Origin of the sequence: Gluconacetobacter tumulicola (genome assembly GCF_014174215.1) — a bacterium.
GTDB classification, from domain to species: domain Bacteria; phylum Pseudomonadota; class Alphaproteobacteria; order Acetobacterales; family Acetobacteraceae; genus Gluconacetobacter; species Gluconacetobacter tumulicola.
In genome coordinates, this window is sequence record NZ_JABEQL010000014.1 from 92,562 (window position 1) to 112,336 (window position 19,775).

15 protein-coding genes and 1 pseudogene are annotated in these 19,775 nt (G+C 68.2%); 9 read left to right on the forward strand and 7 right to left on the reverse strand.

Annotated elements, in window-relative coordinates:
• The first annotated feature begins 1,122 nt into the window (after positions 1–1,122).
• Positions 1,123–1,842, forward strand: a complete 720-nt coding sequence (locus tag HLH29_RS11720; protein ID WP_182966978.1) for a TetR/AcrR family transcriptional regulator — start codon at positions 1,123–1,125, stop codon at positions 1,840–1,842.
• A 213-nt stretch (positions 1,843–2,055) separates the two neighbouring features.
• On the opposite strand, the pseudogene HLH29_RS19655 reads toward HLH29_RS11720, so the two are convergent.
• Positions 2,056–2,232, reverse strand: a pseudogene (locus tag HLH29_RS19655) (transposase); the annotation flags it as partial.
• A 113-nt stretch (positions 2,233–2,345) separates the two neighbouring features.
• Between HLH29_RS19655 and HLH29_RS11725 the strand changes: the two are divergent.
• The 3 genes from HLH29_RS11725 (at position 2,346) to HLH29_RS11735 (ending at position 6,753) form a co-directional block, all read left to right on the forward strand.
• Positions 2,346–2,924, forward strand: a complete 579-nt coding sequence (locus HLH29_RS11725; protein WP_182966980.1) for a YqaA family protein — start codon at positions 2,346–2,348, stop codon at positions 2,922–2,924.
• Positions 2,925–3,017: 93 nt separating this feature from the next.
• Positions 3,018–4,004 carry an SDR family oxidoreductase gene (locus HLH29_RS11730; protein WP_182966982.1) on the forward strand — a complete coding sequence of 329 codons (987 nt, stop codon included), beginning with the start codon at positions 3,018–3,020 and terminating at the stop codon, positions 4,002–4,004.
• 178 nt (positions 4,005–4,182) lie between these two features.
• Positions 4,183–6,753 (forward strand): cation-translocating P-type ATPase, encoded by a 2,571-nt coding sequence (locus tag HLH29_RS11735; RefSeq protein WP_338030232.1) that lies wholly within the window; start codon positions 4,183–4,185, stop codon positions 6,751–6,753.
• Between the two features lie 56 nt (positions 6,754–6,809).
• Here the strand turns inward: HLH29_RS11735 and HLH29_RS11740 are convergent, their stop codons facing one another.
• On the reverse strand, positions 6,810–7,334 hold the full coding sequence (locus HLH29_RS11740) for a hypothetical protein (protein ID WP_182966984.1): 525 nt from the start codon (positions 7,332–7,334) through the stop codon (positions 6,810–6,812).
• A 202-nt stretch (positions 7,335–7,536) separates the two neighbouring features.
• On the opposite strand from HLH29_RS11740, the gene HLH29_RS11745 reads away from it, so the two are divergent.
• On the forward strand, positions 7,537–8,418 hold the full coding sequence (locus HLH29_RS11745) for an ABC transporter ATP-binding protein (protein WP_182966986.1): 882 nt from the start codon (positions 7,537–7,539) through the stop codon (positions 8,416–8,418).
• A 7-nt stretch (positions 8,419–8,425) separates the two neighbouring features.
• Positions 8,426–9,811, forward strand: coding sequence for a hypothetical protein (locus HLH29_RS11750; RefSeq protein WP_182966988.1), 1,386 nt, complete (start codon positions 8,426–8,428; stop codon positions 9,809–9,811).
• Between the two features lie 56 nt (positions 9,812–9,867).
• Here HLH29_RS11750 and HLH29_RS11755 read toward each other — a convergent pair whose 3' ends face one another.
• From HLH29_RS11755 to HLH29_RS11765, 3 genes are all read right to left on the reverse strand, one after another.
• The gene (locus HLH29_RS11755; protein ID WP_182966990.1) at positions 9,868–10,260 is read right to left on the reverse strand and encodes a hypothetical protein; all 393 of its coding nucleotides are present in this window, start codon (positions 10,258–10,260) and stop codon (positions 9,868–9,870) included.
• A 118-nt stretch (positions 10,261–10,378) separates the two neighbouring features.
• Positions 10,379–11,260, reverse strand: coding sequence for a 4-(cytidine 5'-diphospho)-2-C-methyl-D-erythritol kinase (locus tag HLH29_RS11760; protein ID WP_338030233.1), 882 nt, complete (start codon positions 11,258–11,260; stop codon positions 10,379–10,381).
• 7 nt (positions 11,261–11,267) lie between these two features.
• Complete coding sequence (locus HLH29_RS11765; protein WP_182966992.1) at positions 11,268–13,052, reverse strand: tetratricopeptide repeat protein; 1,785 nt, start codon at positions 13,050–13,052, stop codon at positions 11,268–11,270.
• Positions 13,053–13,148: 96 nt separating this feature from the next.
• Between HLH29_RS11765 and HLH29_RS11770 the strand changes: the two genes are divergently transcribed.
• Both HLH29_RS11770 and HLH29_RS11775 read left to right on the forward strand, forming a co-directional pair.
• Entirely contained in the window at positions 13,149–14,042 is an 894-nt protein-coding gene (locus tag HLH29_RS11770; RefSeq protein WP_246374168.1) for a uracil-DNA glycosylase, read from the forward strand.
• Between the two features lie 214 nt (positions 14,043–14,256).
• Positions 14,257–16,218, forward strand: coding sequence for a lytic transglycosylase domain-containing protein (locus HLH29_RS11775; RefSeq protein WP_182966994.1), 1,962 nt, complete (start codon positions 14,257–14,259; stop codon positions 16,216–16,218).
• Positions 16,219–16,400: 182 nt separating this feature from the next.
• Here HLH29_RS11775 and HLH29_RS11780 read toward each other — a convergent pair whose 3' ends face one another.
• Together HLH29_RS11780 and hpnH are read right to left on the reverse strand one after the other, a co-directional pair.
• Entirely contained in the window at positions 16,401–17,690 is a 1,290-nt protein-coding gene (locus HLH29_RS11780; protein WP_182966996.1) for a hemolysin family protein, read from the reverse strand.
• A 161-nt stretch (positions 17,691–17,851) separates the two neighbouring features.
• On the reverse strand, positions 17,852–19,036 hold the full coding sequence (gene hpnH / locus HLH29_RS11785) for an adenosyl-hopene transferase HpnH (RefSeq protein ID WP_182966998.1): 1,185 nt from the start codon (positions 19,034–19,036) through the stop codon (positions 17,852–17,854).
• A 481-nt stretch (positions 19,037–19,517) separates the two neighbouring features.
• Here hpnH and HLH29_RS11790 point away from each other — a divergent pair.
• The coding region (locus tag HLH29_RS11790) for a 1-deoxy-D-xylulose-5-phosphate synthase N-terminal domain-containing protein (protein WP_275944179.1) at positions 19,518–19,775 on the forward strand (258 nt) is incomplete at its 3' end.

The following is a 19,775-nucleotide window of genomic DNA, read 5'->3' on the forward strand; positions in this document are numbered from 1 at the left end:
CGTGGGTCCAATCAGGTTCGTTGTCTCATGATCGATGGAAGGAAATCGGTCTATCAAATGACACAATCCAGTTATCATATGTTCACGCAACTGGGGGCCATAGATGCGATCGAATATGCTTAGAGCGGACGAGTTACCCGACAGCACGTCCTGAAGAGGGACCGAGAAGTAGCAGCTTCTATCCTTCAACGTTTGCGTCAGATGGAGCATATTTCTTGCTGCCACCCCTTCGTCCAATATCCGGGTATTGAACCCCAAATTGGAGCGACCAGTAGGCGGGCAGTCCGAGTGGCCGGATACCGCCCATATGTCATTCACGTGAGCGAGCGCAGTCGTGCCCTCGCGACACACACAGAACGTTCGCCACTCAACGGATTGTTGACCGTCGCGAAAGCAGAACTTTGGGTCCAACTGCGCGAGATTCGCGAAGAATGCTCTGTGAGAAGGCTGTTCGATCCGAAATCCAACTTCGAGTCTCTGAAAATCTCTAGCGGGGTACAAACCAGGGAATTGGAGCGGTCCAAACCGCCCCGTCGCCATTATCACGCATCTCGCGGTAATTGATGAATGAAGTCCGTCCCCCGCGAGAAGATCAATACCAAAAAGCCGTGGTATATTTGAAAAACTCAGATGCTGCACGACTGTTCGATCGAACGACACAGATTGACCAGGGGTCAATAACGAGTTTATTAATTCTATCCTCTTATCCAGTGAAAGATAGCTCGACGGATATTCTTTTAGAGCCCATACGTCTGAAGCGGAGTGATCGGCAATATCTGCGTTGGGATAAGGCGGAGTAGCAAGTCCATGCTGATCGAGTAACCCGCAGGTCCAATCGTAGGCCGCTCGCAATACGTCGCGGCAATCGAGTTGCCAAAGACGCGTCGCCGATGGAAAGAACGAGAATTTTCCGTCCGAGAACAGCCCTGCTCCCCCATGCCCCATGGCAAGTTCGTCCGCGTTCTCGCGGCTGCGTTCGCTAACCGGCTTACCTGCATCAACAATAGCGACGCGAAAACCCTCATGTTCCAGTCGGTGTCTTGCAGCAAGTCCGGCGGGTCCCGCTCAGATAATTACGAAATCGAAATGCCGCATCGCCGATCCGTTACCTGAAGGTTTAGGTTGGACATAGATACGATACGTATCGTTTCAACGCAAGCCCGTTGCGCCCTTGGTTGCCGTGGCTCTATGTCGTATGAGAATGCTTCAACCCTTTTTGTAGATCACGTGATTTTTCGCCCGCATGATGAGGTTATGAACATAGTGGCTGGTCGTGTATCGGGTCGTCCTTTTCGGGCAGATGTATCTGATTTAGTTCGCGCCACCGCGCTCGAGTTGGCTTACGAGCGCGGTGTTGGGTATGCCACGATAGAAAACATTGCCCAGCGATCAGGAGCGGCGAAGTCGACGATATATCGCCGCTGGCCTAATTCCGCGTCAGTTTTGATGGATGCATTCCTCTCGGACATCTCACAAGAAATCTCATATAGGGATTTCGGATCTGTTACGGATACGTTCCGCCATGCCCTATCTCAACTCGTAACGGCACTTTCGGGCAAGCGACGCCAGCTCCTCCGCACTTTACTTGGCATGGCTCAGATGGATGAGGATCTGTCTGGCGCCTTTTGGGAACGCTGGATCGAGCCGAGGCGAAAGGAAGGAATTCAGTTCCTAAAATTAGCACGTTCGCGCAAAGAAATACGAACAGATTGTGACTTCGACCTAATACTGGACATCCTGTTCGGGGCTTTATATTACAGATTCATGATCCCATATCGCGAGATAGACGAGGATTATATTAATTCTCTGGTCGAAAACACGTTTCGAAGTCTGTTGATGTAGCCGCTACACACCTCCCACCAGGGTCAGGGGCTCTTTACGGCAACCATCGGCGATCAGATGGCATGCGTCAGACAGAACGGGAAGAAGGATATCAACGATGCTGCCCTGCTGTGGGCGTTGAAATGCGTGCTGTCGATCATGAGGCAATCTGGAACACTCACCTGAGCCACCAAAGTTGCATGGAACTTCTCGAAGATGCCACGCTCCCCCCCCCCAGCGAATGAAGCAGTTGTAGAGCGTCTTGTGTAGCCGAAACCCTTTGGGCGCATCCTTTCACTGCAACCCACGACGGATCACATAAATGATCCCGCTTATAACGTGACGGTCATCCACACGACGCAAACCACGTGCTCGAGGTAAACCGGAACTGTAGAATCCTCGTCTGGTCACGGCTCAGCATCGGTACTTCGCCCATTTTCAACGTCCTGATTGCTCACGCCGCGCTTGTCGGGCGTTGTATCGGATGGCATTCAGGCCCTGACACCCGACACGGCGAACCGATCATGCTCGACCGACTCTACGCCCGCACCCTCTCCCTGGCCGCCAGCCGCCACGCCCCACTCTGGCTGGCCGTGATCGCGTTTGCCGAGGCCAGCGTCTTTCCCCTGCCGCCCGATATCCTGCTGGTGCCGATGGTGCTGGCCCATCGCGACCGCGCCTGGGCGCTGGCCGCGCTGTGCACGCTGGCCAGCGTCTGCGGCGGCCTGCTGGGCTGGTATATCGGGGCCGTCCTGCTGCAACACGTCGCCATGCCGATCATCCATTTCTACCACGCGGAATCCCGGCTGGTCGCGTTGCAGGAACAGTTCCGCCAATGGGGGGTGGCGATCATCCTCTTCAAAGGCCTGACCCCGATCCCCTTCAAGATCGTCACCATCGCCAGCGGCGCCGCCCATTTCCCGCTGCTGCCCTTCGTCCTGGCCTGCATCGCCACGCGCGGCGCCCGCTTCTTCCTGCTCGCCGCCCTCCTCCGCCGCTACGGCGCGCCCATCCAGTCCTTCATCGAACGCCGCCTGACCCTGGTGGCCGCCCTGTTCGGCGTCGTACTCGTCGGCGGCTTTGCAGCCCTGAAATATCTGTAGGCCGCACGACCGGGCATACCCGCTCCGACTTGCGGCATGCCTGATCCAGGAGCAAACAGGGCACCAGACAGACTTGCCCAGCGGAGCCCGCCCATGCCTCACCAGATCGCCGTCATTACCGGAGCAGGCGCCGGAATCGGCCGTGCCACCGCGCGCACGCTGGCCCGCGCGGGCTGCGACGTCGCGCTGATCGGCCGCAACACGGCACGGCTGGAAGACGCGGCGGCAGAACTGGCGGAACTGCATATCCGCACCCTGACCATCACCGCCGACGTCACCGACGCCGAGGCACTGGAACGCGCGGCCGACGAGGTCGAGGCCACGCTGGGCCCGATCACCCTGTGGGTGAACTGCGCGGGCGCCGGCGTCAGCGGCCAGTTCGTGGAACTGTCGCCCGAGGAAATCCAGCGCGCGACCGACGTCACCTATCTGGGCACCGTCTTCGGCACCCGCGCGGCGCTGATCCGCATGCGCAGGCGCGGCTACGGCACCATCGTCAATCTCGACGCCATCTCCCTGCCGCGCCCCCTGCGCAGCATCGAAAGCGGCGCCCGGGCCGCGATCCGGGCCTTCACCGAAAGCCTGCGCCCCGAAATCCTGCATGACGGCGATCGCATCCATCTGTCGCTGGTCAGCCTGCCCGCCATCAACACCCCGCGCTTCGTCTGGACACGCAACCGCACCGGCAAGCGCCTGCGTCCCGCCGGCCCGCTCTTCGAGCCCGAAATCGCGGCCGAGGCCATCAGCCGCGCCGCCTTCGGCCGCCACCGCGACGTCCGGGTCGGCCTGTCGGGCATCGGCCGGCGCGTGGCCGCCTTCCTGGCCCCCACGCTGGTCGACCAGCGCCAGGCCGTCCACGCCTACCACCAGCAACTGGAAAAATACCCCGCCCCCGACGACGCGCCGGACAATCTGTTCGCCCCCGTCGCCGGCGCCCACGGCGCCCACGGCCCCTTCGACCATCTCAGCCGGCGCAGCATGCCGGTCCTGCTGACCACCACCCTGCGGACCATCCTCACCGGCACCTTACTGGCCGCCGGCGCGGCCGCCCTGGCCACGCTCCTGCGCCGCAAGCGCTGATCCCCACCACCACCGACCATCCGGCCCACGCGCTCCCATCCCCATGCGGGGCGGGAGCGCGCAGGCTTTTTTTTCGCTCCCCAGGCATCCTCCGCCCCGGGACCGGCGCTTGGCCTTCGCGGGGCCGTCCGATCGCGGCTGACTCACCGCATCGCCTCCCCGCGCCAGGAGACCGCCCGTGGACCAGCCTGCCGAAGCCCCCGACCGGCCCGCCTCCCTGGCGGGCCTGAGCGAACGGCAGGCCCAGGCACGGCTGAAGACGGACGGTTTCAACGAACTCCCCCGCCAGGAGCATCGCACCCCACTGGCCATCGTGGGCGAGGTCCTGCGCGAACCCATGCTCGCCCTGCTGCTGGTCGGCGGCGGCATCTACCTCCTGCTGGGCGACGTGCAGGAGGCGCTGATCCTGCTGGCCTTCGCCTGCGCCTCCATCGCGATCACCACGGTCCAGGAAACACGGACGGAACGGGTGCTGGACGCGCTGCGCGACCTCACCAGCCCCCGCGCCCTGGTCATCCGCGACGGCACCCGGCGGCGCATTCCGGGCCGCGAGGTCGTCAGGGGCGATCTCATCGTACTCGGCGAAGGCGACCGGGTCCCGGCCGACGCCGTGCTGATGCAGGCGCAGGACCTGCTCGCCGACGAATCGCTGCTGACCGGCGAGGCCGTCGCGGTGCGCAAATCCGTCGCGGCAACGGTGCCCCCCACGGCCCGGCCGGGCGGCGACGACCTGCCCTTCGTCTATTCCGGCGCGCTCATCGTGCGCGGCAGCGGCCTCGCCGAAGTCCACGCCACCGGTGCCGCCAGCGAGATCGGCAAAATCGGCCAGTCGCTCCGCATGCTGGACACCGAACCGCCGCGGCTGCGCGCGCAGATGGTGCGCCTGACCCGCCTCTGCGCCATCGGCGGCAGCGCGGTCAGCGCCCTGGCCCTGATCCTGTACGGAACCTTGCGCGGCGGCTGGCTCGACGCGGTGCTGGCCGCCATCACCATCGGCATGAGCATGCTGCCCGAGGAATTCCCGGTCGTGCTCACCGTGTTCATGGCCATGGGCGCATGGCGCATCTCCCGCGCCCGCGTGCTGACCCGCCGCGCGGCGTCCATCGAAACGCTCGGCTCGGCCACCGTGCTCTGCACCGACAAGACCGGAACCCTGACCGAAAACCGCATGTCGATCGTCGAACTCCGGCCAGCCGACAACGCGACCATCGCCCCACCCACCCCCTTGAGCGCCCTCACCCCCCAGGCCCAGGCGCTGGCCCTCCACGGCCTGCTGGCCAGCGCCCCCCAGCCCTTCGACCCGATGGAAACGGCCTTCCACGATTTCGCCCGCACCGCCCTGCCCGACACCCAGCTCCCGTCACGCGCGGGCTGGACGCTCGCCCGCACCTACGGGCTGCGGCCCGACCTGCTGGCCGTCACCCAGGCCTGGCGGCCGGACGCCGCGAAGCCCGCCTGCATCATCGCCGCGAAAGGCGCGCCGGAAGCCATCGCCGCCCTCTGCCATCTGGACGACACCCGGCGCACCGCCATCAGGCAGGCGCTCGACGCAATGGCCGCCCAGGGGCTCCGCGTCCTCGGCGTCGCGAAAGGCGCTTATGAGGGCGATGATTTTCCCGAAACACCGTACGGCTTCACGCTCACCTTCCTCGGCCTGGTCGGCATCGCCGATCCGCTGCGGCCCAGCGTGCCGGCAGCGGTGCGCGACTGCCGGTCCGCCGGCATCCGCATCATGATGATCACCGGCGATTACCCGGAAACGGCCCGCGCCATCGCCCGCGCGGCCGGGATCGACGCGGGCGCGACCGTCCTCACCGGCGACGCCATCGCAACGCTCTCCCAGTCCGAGCTTCAGGAACGCGCCCGCACCGCCACCGTCTGCGCCCGCATCATGCCGGAACAGAAACTACGGATCGTGCAGGCGCTGAAAGCCGACAACGCAATCGTTGCCATGACGGGCGACGGCGTCAACGACGCGCCATCGCTGAAGGCGGCCCATATCGGCATCGCCATGGGCGGACGCGGCACCGACGTGGCGCGCGAAGCCGCCGCGATCGTGCTGCTCGATGACGATTTCGGCTCCATCGTCACCGCCATCCGGCTGGGGCGGCGCATCTACGACAATCTGCGCAAGGCAATGGGCTTCATCTTCGCCGTCCACGTGCCCATCGCGGGCCTGGCGCTGCTGCCGCTCGTGCTGGGCTACCCCATCATCTTCGCCCCGATCCACATCGCGTTCCTGGAGATGGTCATCGACCCGGTCTGCACCCTGGCCTTCGAGGCCGAGACCGAGGAAGACGACATCATGCGCCGCCCGCCCCGCCCACCCTCCGAACCGCTCTTCTCGCCGCCGCTGATCGTCTGGAGCCTGCTCCAGGGCCTGCTGGTCTTCATCCTGGTCGGCGGCATCTTCATGTTCGCCACCCTGCGCGCCATGCCGGCCGATGAACTCCGCGCCCTCACCTTCGTCTCGCTGGTGCTCTCGATCGTCAGCCTGATCCTCGTGAACCGCTCGTTCAGCACCTCCCTCGTCACGGCCATCCGGCGCCCCAATGCCACTCTGGTCTGGATTCTCGCGATGGTGGTCACCGTCCTCGCCGCCAGCATCCTGGCGCCGCCGATCCGCAGCCTCTTCCGCTTCGGCCCCCTGCACTGGCACGATCTGGCACTGACCCTCGCCGTGGCGGCCACCGTCCTGATCGTGCTGGAAACCGCCAAGATCTTCTGGCGCGATCGTTTAAGGTTCTGAAAACCCGTTTGGAAATGCACGCCGGCGGCACAGCCGGGAACAGCCTCGCCCTTGCCTCACCATTTGATCCGCATGCCGGCGGTCAGCGCACCGGTGCCCACATTGCTGCCGGTGTTCGTCTGCCGGTGGCCGGCGAACATGTTGATGGTCAGGTCCATTCCCGGCACGCCCTTGACGGGATATGCAGCGGTCACGGTCCGTCCCGTTTCCATCGGAACGGGGCTGGCATTGCCCTGTTCGATAGCGAACGGCCCGACATGGCCGGGCACGCCGGGCGCCCGCGGTGGCGGCGAAAAGGCCGGAGCGGTGACATCATACCCCGATCCCCCCGCGCCGCCGATACCGGGCTTCACCCCGCCATGCCCGGCACGCAAACCATCCGGCGCGCCATTCCGGGGCACGGCCATTGTGGGCGCCGGAGGCATGAAATAGGATGCGGCCGGAGCACCGGATGCAGGACGCCCCGCCGCCGCCATCGCGACGACCATCCACATCCGGAAGAACGGCCATTGCCCCTCCGACCCGTCATGAGGCGGCCCGACAGGTCGGCCCCGCCCGTCTGGTGGGGATATGTCGCTCATCTGCATGGCTCCAGATTGTAACATGCCAGCAACATGCAGGCGGAAACCGCTGCACCGGAAATCAATAACTGCGACAGTCCACGATCCCGCGACACAAAGCGTTATTCCGGTACAGCGACAATATCCGGCGCGCGGCCAGCCCGGCTTGACAGAAAATCACCCGCCGCTGCAACGTTCTGAAATGTTTTCCGAAGCGCGCACAATGACAGGCCAGGCCACTCCGGATCGCGAGGCCCCCGATCACCAGGCCCCGGTCCAGATCGCCCATCTGCGCAAGATCCTCGGCGGCCGCGCCGTCCTCGACGATCTCAGCCTGACCTTGCGCCCCGGCGAGATCGCGGCCCTCCTCGGCCCCAACGGCGCGGGCAAGACCACGCTGATCGGCTGCCTGCTCGGCCTGCTCTCGCCCGATGCCGGCACGGTGCGGCTGTGGGGCGAGGATGCCTCCGCCCTGCGCGCCGAAACACGGGCGCGCATCGGCTTCGTGCCCCAGACCATGACCGGCTTCACCTGGTTCCGGGTCGGGGAACTGATGGCCTATCTGGCGCAGTACCGCGCCCGCCCCGACGACGCCGAGGACCGGACATGGCAGGAATGGGCGGGCCTCGACCCCAGCGCCCGGATCAAGACCCTGTCGGGCGGCGAGCGCCAGCGGCTGGCCATCGTGCTGGCGCTGCGCTTCCGCCCCGACCTGATCGTGCTGGACGAACCCGTCGCCAGCCTCGACCCGCAGGCCCGCTACGATTTCATGCGCATGCTGCCGGCCTATGCGCGGCGCACCGGGGCCAGCGTGCTGATCTCCTCGCACATCATCTCCGACCTTCAGGACATCAGCGACCGTTTCGTCATGATGCGCCACGGGCGGGTCATGCTGGACATGACGGCTCCGGAGATCGCGTCCACCGTCTGCCGCCTCTCCGCCCCGCCCGTCGCGGCATGGGGCGTCGAGATCATCGCCGACCAGGGGGCGGAGGGCATATGGGTGCGCGGCTGGCACCCGGCGCTGGACGACGCGGCGGCCGGTGCGGGCCACACCATGCTGCCGGGCGATGTCGAACGGCTGTTCCTGGCCCTGACCCGGTAACCGCAGGATGACCGACACGCTGCGCGCGCTCCGGCTCTATGCCTCGCCGGTCTTCATCCGTGAAAATCCCACCCTGATCCCGGCGGCAACCTATCTCGTCATCACCTTCTCCAGCCTCCATCATCCATCCCCGGGGCATGCCGCCAGCCTCCACGATATCGGCCTGTTCTGGTGGCTGGCCCAGCAATCGCTGTTCTCCAGCCTGTGCTGCCAGTACTGGCGGCAGGTGCGCTCGCCGCTGGCACCGATGTTCCCGCGCCTGATCGCGGCGGAATACCGGGCAATCCATATCCTGCTCGCGCTGGGGCTGCTGCTGCTGGCCGTGCCCGCGATCGTGCGCGGCCTGCCGCTGCTCAACGTGCTGGCGCTGGAATCCCTCAACCTCTCCCTCAGCACCGGCAGCGATCTGGTCGGGCCGAAAATCCTGCGGCCGCGCCTGCGCAAGGTCCGCACCGCCATCGTGTTCGGCCTGTTCGTGCTGTTCATGATCCCCACGATGCAGGACCTGCTGATGAAGGCCCCCTGGTTCATCGCCCTGGGGGTGCTGGCCGTCGCCCTGCCCGCCGCGCTGGTCGAACTGCATCACAGCCCCTTCGCCCACCCGGGCGACCATGGCCCCGCCATCCCCGCCACCCGGCCGGCCCGCAGGCCGCCGAATCCCGCCACCCGCACCCTCATCCGCGCACTGATGTGGCAGCCGCCACGCCGGCGCGCGGTGCCGCTGCCCAACGGGCTGGCGTCCGGCGCGCCGCTGGCCCTGGTCGCGCAGTCGGCCGCGATCCTGATGGTGGTCACGGGCTTCGCCCTGCTGGTCAATACGATCAGCACCCTGCACGCGCCCACATGGCAGGATGCGCGCGACGCCGCCACCGCCACGCTCGGCCAGGTCACCATGTTCGGCGCCGTGGCGCTCCCCCACTGGATGCTGTCGCGCCGCGACTGGCCGTTCCTGCTGTCGCTCGGCCCGTTCGGCGCGCGGGCCGATTTCGCCCACGCGCTCTATCGCGCCCATGCCGGCCGCGCGGTGCTGGCCGGCACGATCCTGGGCCTGTTCACCGCCCTGGCCGCAATCCTGATCGGCACGGTGCCCGTGCCGCGCGCCATCGCGGCAGCACCGGCGCTGGCGGCCGTCATCGTGGGCGGCAGCTACCTGCCCAGCCTGGCCGTGTTCTCCCCCCTGACCAACCGTCCCGGATTCATGCTGCTGCTCTCGATGCTGGGCAGCCTGGCCGGTCTGCAGATCTACGCCGACATCCTCTTCAACAAACCCTCAGTTCCCCCGCTGGCCTGGGCCGTGCCCATCCTGGCGGCCGCCTTCGCCCTGCTGATGGCCCGCCTGGCCCCCCGGGCCCTGGCCCGCGCCGATTGGCCGATCGAACCACCCGCCCTCTGACCTCCGACAGCCTGTTTCCGCCCAGACGTCTCAACACGCCCCACAGGGGGCAGCCGTCAGCTCGGCAGGCCCGTATCGCCCCGGCCGGAATGCATCATCGCCTGATGCCGCGTCAGGGCCTGGGCCACGCGCCGCGCATCCTCGGGCGCCAGGGCCAGGCCGACCGGACCATAGGCCGGATGCTGGAAGGCGATCAGCGAGCCCTCGCTCAGCGCCTCGGGCTGGACGGCCCAGTTGGTGCGAAAGACCGGCACCACCGGCGCCCCCTCGATCGGCGGCGGTGGCACGTTCTCCACCATCGCGCTGCGGACGGTACCCAGGCTGGCGATCAGTTCGCCCAGCTGCTCCAGCGTAAAGGCAATCGAACCTTCCACCCCGCTGCCATCCAGAAATACCAGCGTCGCCATCCGGCGATCCTCGGACAGACTGACCTGCATGCGCGCGCTCATCGCCACCTCCCCAACCCTCTTCGCAGGCCACGATATCACAGCACACCACGATCCCGTCACGTGTGTCCGCGAGCACCGGCGCACAGCGGACGCGCGCCGGATCGCCACCAGCCCGCGTTTACGGGCACACCCCCCCGGACCAGACCCACCAGCCGGGCCGCTCAACCGCCGCCTGGGCATCCTGCGCCGCCTGCGGACTGTCGAACAGCGCAAAGCAGGTCGCCCCCGATCCGCTCATGCGCGCCAGGCGGCAGCCCGGCGCAGCCTCCAGCACGTCCAGAACGGTGCGGATCGTCGGGCAGACGGCACAGGCCGCATCCTGAAGATCGTTGGTCAGCACTGAAAGGTCCCGCACCATCGCCGCCACGTCGGGCCAGGCGGTGGGCAGGGTGGCGGCCGGGGTAAAGACCGGCGCGCGCGAACGGAACACGGCGGGCGTCGAGACCGCCTCGCCGCAATTGACCAGCATCATGCCGCAGGGCGGCAGGGCGGGCGCCGGGTCCAGCCGTTCGCCGACGCCGCCCATGCGGGCAGCGCGCTGGTCGATGCAGACGGGCACATCGGCCCCCAGCTCGACCGCCAGCGCCATCAGCCGCTCACGCGGCACATTGCCGGGCCAGGCACGCAGCAGCAGGCGCAGCGCCGCCGCCGCATCGGCCGAGCCGCCGCCGATGCCCGAGGCCACCGGCAGCCTCTTGTCCAGAACGATATGCAACGGCTCCAGCCGATCGGTGCCGCCGATTTCCGCCCGCAGCAGCCGCGCGGCCCGCAGGATCAGGTTGCTGTCGGCATCGGCCACCAGCCCGGCAGCGAACGGGCCGGTAATATCCAGCGAGACCGCACCGGCCCCGCCATGGCCCGGATGCAGCGCCAGCGTGTCGCCCGCACCGGCAAACACCGCCAGACTGTCCAGCAGATGGTAGCCGTCCGGCCGGCGCCCGGTCACATGCAGATAGAGGTTGATCTTCGCGTGGGCGGATTCGTACAGGGTCCCTGTCACGGGCGGTTCAGTCCTTCTTCTGGCCCGATTGTGCCTGAACGGGCGGCTCGCCCTGATGGACCGAACGCGCCGCGTCCGCAAGGGCGGCGCTGATCCGCTCCGCGTCGCCCGGATCGCTGGCCGGCAGCCCCTGGGCGAAATGCCACTGGTTGACGGCCTCGCGCAGCCGGCCGGACTCCTGATAGGCCACGCCGAGATGGTAATTGACCGCCTGGTCCTCGGGCGTCTGCTCCGCCGCGCGTTCCAGCATCTCCACCCCTTCGGCGACATGCCCCTGCCGCACCAGCGCCCACCCCAGACTGTCGCGGATCGCCGCATTCTGCGGCTCCAGCGCCACCGCCCGGCGCAACAGCGACTCGGCGCGGGACAGGTCGCGCCCCTGCTGCACCAGCGAATAGCCCAGATAATTCAGCAGCAGCACCTCGTCGGGCGCCAGCGCCAGCGCATGCTCCAGATCGGCCTGCGCCTGCGGCCAGCGCTCCAGCCGGTCATAGGCCACCGCCCGGCCGAACAGCAGCAGCCAGTCCTCACCCGCCAGCGGCCCCGAAGCCGCGATCGCACGGCTATAGGAAGCCTCCGCCCCATGCCAGTCCTGCCGGTCCGATTGCAGGTCGGCCAGCGTCTGCCAGATGCGCGGCTGGCCGGGCTGGGCGGCGGCCAGCCGGCCGAGCGCCGCATTCGCGTCATCCCACCGCCCGGTGGCGGCATCCAACCGCGCGCACTGAAGCCGGATCACCGTGGCCAGCGGGTCGTCCGATGCCGCGCCGGCCAGCGTATCGCGTGCCACCACCGCATGCCCGGATTCATATTGCAGCGCCGAGAGCATCAGCCGCGCCTGCCCCACCGCCGGGTCCAGCCCCAGCGCGAAGCGCAGCAGCAGCATGCGCATGTCCCGCAACCCGCCATCATGGGCCAGCCGGCCCGACGGGTCGGGCATCCGCGCCACCTCCAGCCCGACCAGCCCGGACAGGAAGGCAAAGGCCTGCGCGATTCCCTGGCGCGGCGTGGCCGGCGGCGCGCGATCCATCGCCGCGAGGATGCCCTGCCGCGACAGCGACAGGCCGGGCGCGCCGGACAGCAGCGTGTCGACCAGATGCTCCGCCTGCGCGCGCTGCCCCTGGCCGATCAGCCAGTGCCCCAGGGCCAGCACGGTAAACAGGTCATGGCCCGCCGCCGGGCTGGCCAGCGCCGCGCGCTCATAGCGGGCCGCCCGGTCGGACCAGCCGGCCGCCCGCGCGATCAGCGCGGCATGAACGGCATAATATCCCCCCAGGTCGCGGTCGCCCACCAGCGGGTCCAGCGCGGCCAGCGCGCGCTCGCCCTGCCCGGCGCCCAGCAGGCTCCAGGCCTCCAGCAGCGGGCGGATCGTCGCCACCAGCGCGTCCTTGCGCACCCGGTCGTAATGCGCCAGCGCCTCGGTCCATCGCCCCGTCCGCACCGCTTCATTGCCCAGCACCAGTTCGGCCAGCGCCTGGCCCGGCAGCCGCCCGGCCAGCACCACCGCCGAATCGTTGCCGGCCAGCGCACTATAGAGAAAGGCCCGCCGCAGCAGCGCCGGCTGACCGGGATCGATCTCCGCCGCCTGGCGAAACGCCGCCCCGGCCACCGCATCGTCGCCTTCCAGCGCCGCGACGGTGGCGACCAGATACGGGCCGGCGAGCCCCGCCGGCCACGATGCCGACATACTGTCCACGACCGGCACGGGCCGGGCCGGCACCTCCCGCGCATGGAGAAGACCGGCCGGCGCCGCCAGCGCCAGAAGGAACGCGCAAAAAGAGCCAGAACGCTGCATATGGCGGACCCTACCCCGCGTCGGGTAAACTGCCAAACCCTGCCCGCCATTCTCCCCCGGCGGACGGACCACCCGCGCGGAAGGCCCCGGTAGAGCATGATGGAAGCACTCGCCCTGCTGCGGCTTTATGGCGAATGGGGCGCCGACACGGCACTGGACGACAGCCCGACCGACTGGCTGTCCCGCCCCGCCCCCTCGGCACTCCCGCCGGCCGCAACGCACGATGCCGCGCAGGTTTCCACACCGCCGCGCCCGGCATCCCGCCCCCAGCCGCCCGCCGCCACGCCCGCCATGCCGGAGCCACGGCGTACGCCCCGCCCGGCCGCCGCCGGCGCCCCCGCCGGGGCCGAGGACGGGCTGCCCCTGATCGACCGCGCGGTGCAGCAGGCCACCGAGGCCGCCGCCGCCGCGACCACGCTGGCCGAACTGCACGCGGCAATGGCCGGTTTCGACGCCTGCGGCCTGCGCGACACCGCAACCCACACCGTGGCCGCGGCGGGCGAGGCCCCCGGCCGCCTGCTGCTGATCGGCGAGCCCCCCGACGCCGCCGAGGATCGCGGCGGCACCCCCTTCGCCGGCCCGATGGGCGAATTGCTGGACCGGATGCTGGCCAGCATCGGGCTGGCGCGCGCCGACATGCTGCTGGCCCCGGTCATCCCCTGGCGGCCGCCGGGCGAGCGCCCCCCCTCCGCCGCCGAACTGCGCATCTGCACGCCGTTCCTGCACCGGCTGATCGTGCTGGCGGCCCCCCGGAAGGTGATCGCGATGGGCAACACGCCCGCCCGCCTGCTGACCGGCGAGACCACCGGCATCGCCCGCCTGCGCGGCCGCTGGCGCGACATCCCGATCCCGGGCCGCGCGGCACCGATCGCGCTGCTGCCGATGCGCCATCCCTCCCAGCTCGGGGCCAGCCCCACCGCCCGGCGCGACGCGTGGAAGGACCTTTTGTTGCTCCGCACAACGCTGGATTCCGGCAAGGACACAGACTGAAACAGTAAGTAAATCCGCCCCTGTGGAACTATGTCCGGATTGTGGCAGACACGCGGTGCGCAGCACCGCAATACACGTTTTATTCACCCGTGAATTGTCACCATAAACCGCAATTTTAACGGCTGTTTAACCACCCCCTGCGGAACGCATACTGTGAGCCCGCGTTCGAATAGGGTTGCTTTTCCCAACAACAGCCGGTAGAGGCCCGTCGGCCATGCGAGGGACATCATACTCACCCCCACAGCGTGCGGTCCGTGCCTTCCTGGCCGGCGCCGCTTTTCTGGCCGGTGCGCTCGGTCCGCTGCGCGCGACCGGCGCGACGGCGCAGCCCGGTGACGGCCATCCGTTGGGCGGCGACGAGCGGAACGAGGAAACCGCGATGGCGCTGCCGCGGATCGCGCCCCCCGGCGGCGGCCCCGTGGGGCTGGCCCGCCCCCTCGCCCCCGACGACGCCGCGCGCGTCCGCCGGATCTTCAGCCTGCAACATGCCGGCTCCTTCGACGCCGCGATCCAGGAAACCGCCAACCTGCGTGACGACACGCTGCTGGGCGACATCCTGGCCGACCGCTACCTGAACCCCTTCTATCACGCCGCCCCCGGCCAGTTGCGCCTGTGGCTGCACACCTATTCCACGCTGGCCGATGCGCCGGCGATCCACGCATTGCTGGCCGGCCTGTCGCCGCGCGGTGCCACCCTCCCCCCCTTGCCGGCGTCGATGGCGCTGGCGGCGGGCGTGGGTGCCGCCCCCGTGCGCCTGCCGGAGGAAGACGACCCGGCCAGCCGGGCCTTCACCCGCAACCCGCTGCTGGACCGCACGGTGCGCGAGCGGGCGGAACAGGGGGCCAAGGGCGCGCGCAGCGCCCTGCACCTCATCCGCATCACGCCCGGCCTCAGCCCCCTCTACGGCGCGCAACTGCGCGCCGAGGTCGCCATGGCCCTGTTCAGCGCCGGCGACACCGCCCTGGCCCTCAAGACGGGGCAGGACGCCTTCATCGAATCCGGCGGCCGGATCGGCCTGGCAGGCTATGTCGCCGGCCTGGCGGCCTGGCGGCGCGGACGCGCCGACATCGCCGCCCCGCTGTTCGAAGGCGCCTCCCGCGCCGAGCTGACGGCGGCCAGCGTCCGCGCCGGCGCCGCCTTCTGGGCGGCCCGCGCGCACCGCAACACCGGCGATCTCGCGGCCTGGCGGCCCTGGCTGCACCGCGCGGCCGCCACCCCCCACACGTTCTACGGCCTGCTGGCCGCCCAGCTCCTGGGCCTGCGCCCGACGCAGACGGCACGACCGCCGGCCGACGGCGCGCGCCTGGCCGACGACCGGGCGTTCCTGCATGCCGGCGCGCCGGTGATGGGCGAAATCGACGTGGAAGCCGTGGCGGCAACGCCCGCCGGCCGCCGCGCCTTCGCCCTGCTCCAGGTGGGCGAGACCGCCCGCGCCGAGGCCGCCCTGCGGCGACTATGGCCCGATATCCAGGGCGACGCCGCCCTGTGCCGCTCGGTCCAGCTCGTGGCCGATGCCGCCGGGCTGAAGGGCCTGTCCACCCAGCTCGCCTCGCTGCTGGCGACGCAGGGTGGCGGCCGGGCCAGCCCGACCAGCCGCCTGCCGCTGCCCCGCCTGGCTCCCGGCCACGGGTTCCGCGTCGATCCGGCGCTGGTCTATGCCCTGACCCGGGTGGAATCGAATTTCGACAGCGGGGCGGTCTCCGGCGCCGGCGCCCATGGGCTGATGCAGCTCATGCCGCTCACCGCCAGCTTCGTGACCGGCCAGACCGGCCGCTTCGTCGCCTCCCCCGCCCTGCTGCACAACCCGGCGGTGAATCTCGAGATCGGACAGCTCTACATCCTCTACCTGGCGCACCTGTCCGAACAGCATGACGAGCACCACCGCACGCCGGGCGGCGACCTGGTGCGCCTGCTGGCCAGCTACAATGCCGGCCCCACCGCCATCGCCCGCCAGGACGACCCGGACGAGTACAACGACGACCCGCTGCTGTTCATCGAATGCCTGCCCAGCACCGAGACCCGCGATTACGTCCGCCGCTCGCTGACCTATCTCTGGCTCTACGCCGACCGGATGGGCCTCCCCACCCCGTCGCTGGAAACCCTGGCCCGCAACGAATGGCCCGCCTTCGCCTCGGAACGCGACCTCGCCAGCCGCCCGGTCCACACGCTTCACTGAAGCCCGTTTCCGCCCCCCTGCTGGCGGCGGCCTGATACACGGCCCGATCAGCCGATCAGTTTGTGTCCGTCAACGCGCGCTGGTGGCGATCCGGCGCGCGTCCGCTGTGCTCCGGTGCTCACGGCCATCAAGGCCGCTCTGCGGCACTCTCGCTCACCAGCCCACGTTGACGGACACAAACCCTAGTTTTCGGCCAGCACCTGCCGGCTGGCGCGCACCTTCTGCACGCGCCGATGGTCCATCTCCGTTACCTCGAACAGCCAGCCGGAGAAGACGATCTTGTCCCCCACCGCCGGCACCCGGCGCAGCAGGGCCAGGATCAGCCCGGCCAGCGTGTGATAGCTGCCCTCGTCCGGCAGGTCCGCCAGGCCCAGCCGGTCCTTCACCTCGTCGGCGGGCATGAAGCCGTCCAAGATCAGGATATCGTCCTGCGCCAGCCGCTCCTTGGGCGTGCTGCCCGGCTCGTGATGCTCGCCCACGATGGCCTCGAACAGGTCCGAGGCGGTGACGATCCCCTCGAACGACCCGTATTCGTCCAGCACCACGGCAATCCCCAGCGGGATCGAGCGCATCCGCTCCACCATGTCGAAGGCCGAGAGCGTGTCGGGCACCACCACCGGCTTGCGCAGCACCGATTCGATCGAGACCGGCCGCCCGTCCAGCATCCGGTCCAGCATGTCCTTGGCCAGGATCACACCCACCGGATTGTCCACTCCCCCCTCGCAGACCACGATCCGCGAATAGACGGTGTTGCGCAGCGTGCGGCGCAGCTCCTCCTGGCTGGCCCCGCGCTCGATCCAGAACAGCTCGTTGCGCGGGGTCATGATCGCCCGCACCGGCCGATCCGGCATGCGCAGCAGGCGCTCGATCATGTCGCGCTCCTCCTGCTCCAGCACGCCCGACTGCGCGCCCTCGGCGATATAGGCCTTCAGCTCCTCCTCGGTCAGCGCCGCGCGCGTCGCCGCCTCCACGCCCATCAGGCGCAGCACCAGGTTCGACGACCAGCCCAGCAGCCACACGGCCGGCCGCGTCACCCGCGCCAGCCCCTCCAGCGGCAGCGACAGTCGGGCGGCGATGATCTCGGGATGGCGCAGCGCGATCTGCTTGGGCACCAGCTCGCCCAGCACCAGCATCAGCGAGGTGATCGCCACCACCACGATCGTGATCGACAGTTCGCCCGCAAAGGGCCGCAGGATCGCAAACCGCGCCAGCCACGGCGTCAGCGCGCCCTCGATCTGGGTGCCGCCGAACGTCCCCTCCAGGATCGAGACCAGCGTGATGCCGACCTGCACCGTGGGCAGGAAGCTCTGCGGATCGTCGGCCAGGCGCAGGGCGCGCTCACTGCCCTTGACCCCGGCCCGCTGCATGATGCTCAGGCGCGCCCGGCGCGCCGAAATCAGGGCCAGCTCCCCCATGGCAAAGATGCCGTTGACGAGAACCAGAAGAAGAATGACGGCGATGGACGTGATCATGATGCCGCGCACTCTAATGCGCCGGCTTCGAAATTCGTAGGGCCTGCTCGTAAATGCGCGCTGGTGGCGATCCGGCGCACGTTTCCGAACAGGCCCTGATATGAAAATGGCGGAGCCTTCCGGCCCCGCCATTCCTTGATCGTACCGGAAAGATGTCCCGATCAGTCGGCGGCGTCGGCCGCCTCGACGGCCGGCACATCCACCACCGTCACGCGCGGCGGCTTGGCCGGCTTCTTGGCGGCGGCGATTTCGGCCATGCGCGCATCGACATGCTGGGTGAAGACATATTCGGCCGGCCGCTGGTTGGCCAGCGAGATCTCCGGCACCATCGGCTTCTCGGTCTCGGGCCCGAACAGCGCGACCTTGGCAATGTGCCAGGGGCGGCGCACCGCATCCATCACGGCCGTCGATTCATAGCCCGAATGAACCATGCAGTCGGCGCATTTCTCGTAATTGCCGGTGCCGTAATCATCCCACTTGGTATCGTCCATCAGCTCCTGGAACGTCTTGGCATAGCCTTCGCCCAGCAGGTAGCACGGGCGCTGCCAGCCGAAGACGTTGCGCAGCGGCTTGCCCCACGGCGTGCAGTGATACTGCTCGTTGCCGGCCAGGAAGTTCAGGAACAGCGGCGACTGCGTGAAGCGCCACTTCTTGCCCTTGCCCAGGCGGAAGACGTCGCGGAAAAGCTGTTTCGTCTTCTGGCGGTTCAGGAAGTGCGCCTGGTCCGGCGCGCGTTCGTAGGCATAGCCCGGCGCGGTCATGATGCCGTCCACGCCCATGGCCATCACCTCGTCGAAGAAGTTGGCAAGGCGCTTGGGGTCGGCCCCGTCGAACACGGTGCAGTTGATCGACAGGCGGAAGCCGCGGGCCTTGGCCTTCTTGATCGCGGCCACGGCGCGCTCGTACACCCCGTCCTGGCAGACCGACGAATCGTGCATCGCCTGGTCGCCGTCCAGATGCACATCCCACGAGAAGAAGGGCGACGGCTCGTAATCGTCCATCTTCTTCTCAAGCAGCAGCGCATTGGTGCAGAGATAGACATATTTCTTGCGCGCGATCAGGCCCCGGACGATCTCCGGCATTTCCTTGTGCAGCAGCGGCTCGCCACCCGCGACGGCAATGACGGGGGCACCGGCCTCGGTGTCCGCATCCAGGCATTCCTGCACGGTCATGCGCTGGTTCAGGATCGCGGCGGGATAATCGATCTTCCCGCAGCCGGCGCAGGCCAGGTTACACCTGAACAGCGGCTCGAGCATCAGAACAAGCGGATAACGCTTCCGCCCGGTCACGTGCTGCTTCACGACGTAAGCGCCCACCCGGACAGCCTGCATAATAGGAACGGCCATGAACCCTCTGCTCCTGCGCCGGCATTCGGCCGGCCTCTCAAATCATGTGACCTGTATTATGGACACGCCAACGCGGCAGATAACAACCCGGCACGATCTCAGCCGTGCACGAAAGACATAGCGAGGTTGCGGACATGCGACGCCACGCGATCCCGTTCCGGGGGGTATAGGACAGATCGGCTCTTATACTCAATTCCCATCAGATGCACTGTGACCAAATGACCACAGTGGCGAGGGAGAGTCTGTATTTGCTTCCGCGACGGGAGTAGAAACCGAACTGTAACAGACCGAGGGGCGTTAGGCTCGCCCCACCCGGAAACGTCGCAAGAACAGAATGGACCGGACAGGGCCGCCCCGGGCCCATGTCCCGGCAAGCACAACGGACGTACTCGTCATGAACCAGCCCCTTTCCCCTGTTTCCGCCGGCACAGCCGCGACCGCCGGCGCCGGCCAGACCGGCGCCGAGCCCACGGGACAGCCCATGGGACAGCCCACGGGGCAGGTGCCGACGATGGGCCGCTTTCCGCTTCTGGACCGGGTGAGCGCCCCGCGCGACCTGCGCAACCTGTCGGTGGACCAGCTCCGCCAGCTGGCCGAGGAATTGCGGGCCGAGACGGTGGACGCGGTCTCGACCACCGGCGGCCATCTGGGTGCCTCGCTGGGCGTGGTGGAGCTGACGGTGGCACTGCACGCGGTGTTCGACACCCCCGACGACCGGATCATCTGGGATGTCGGCCAC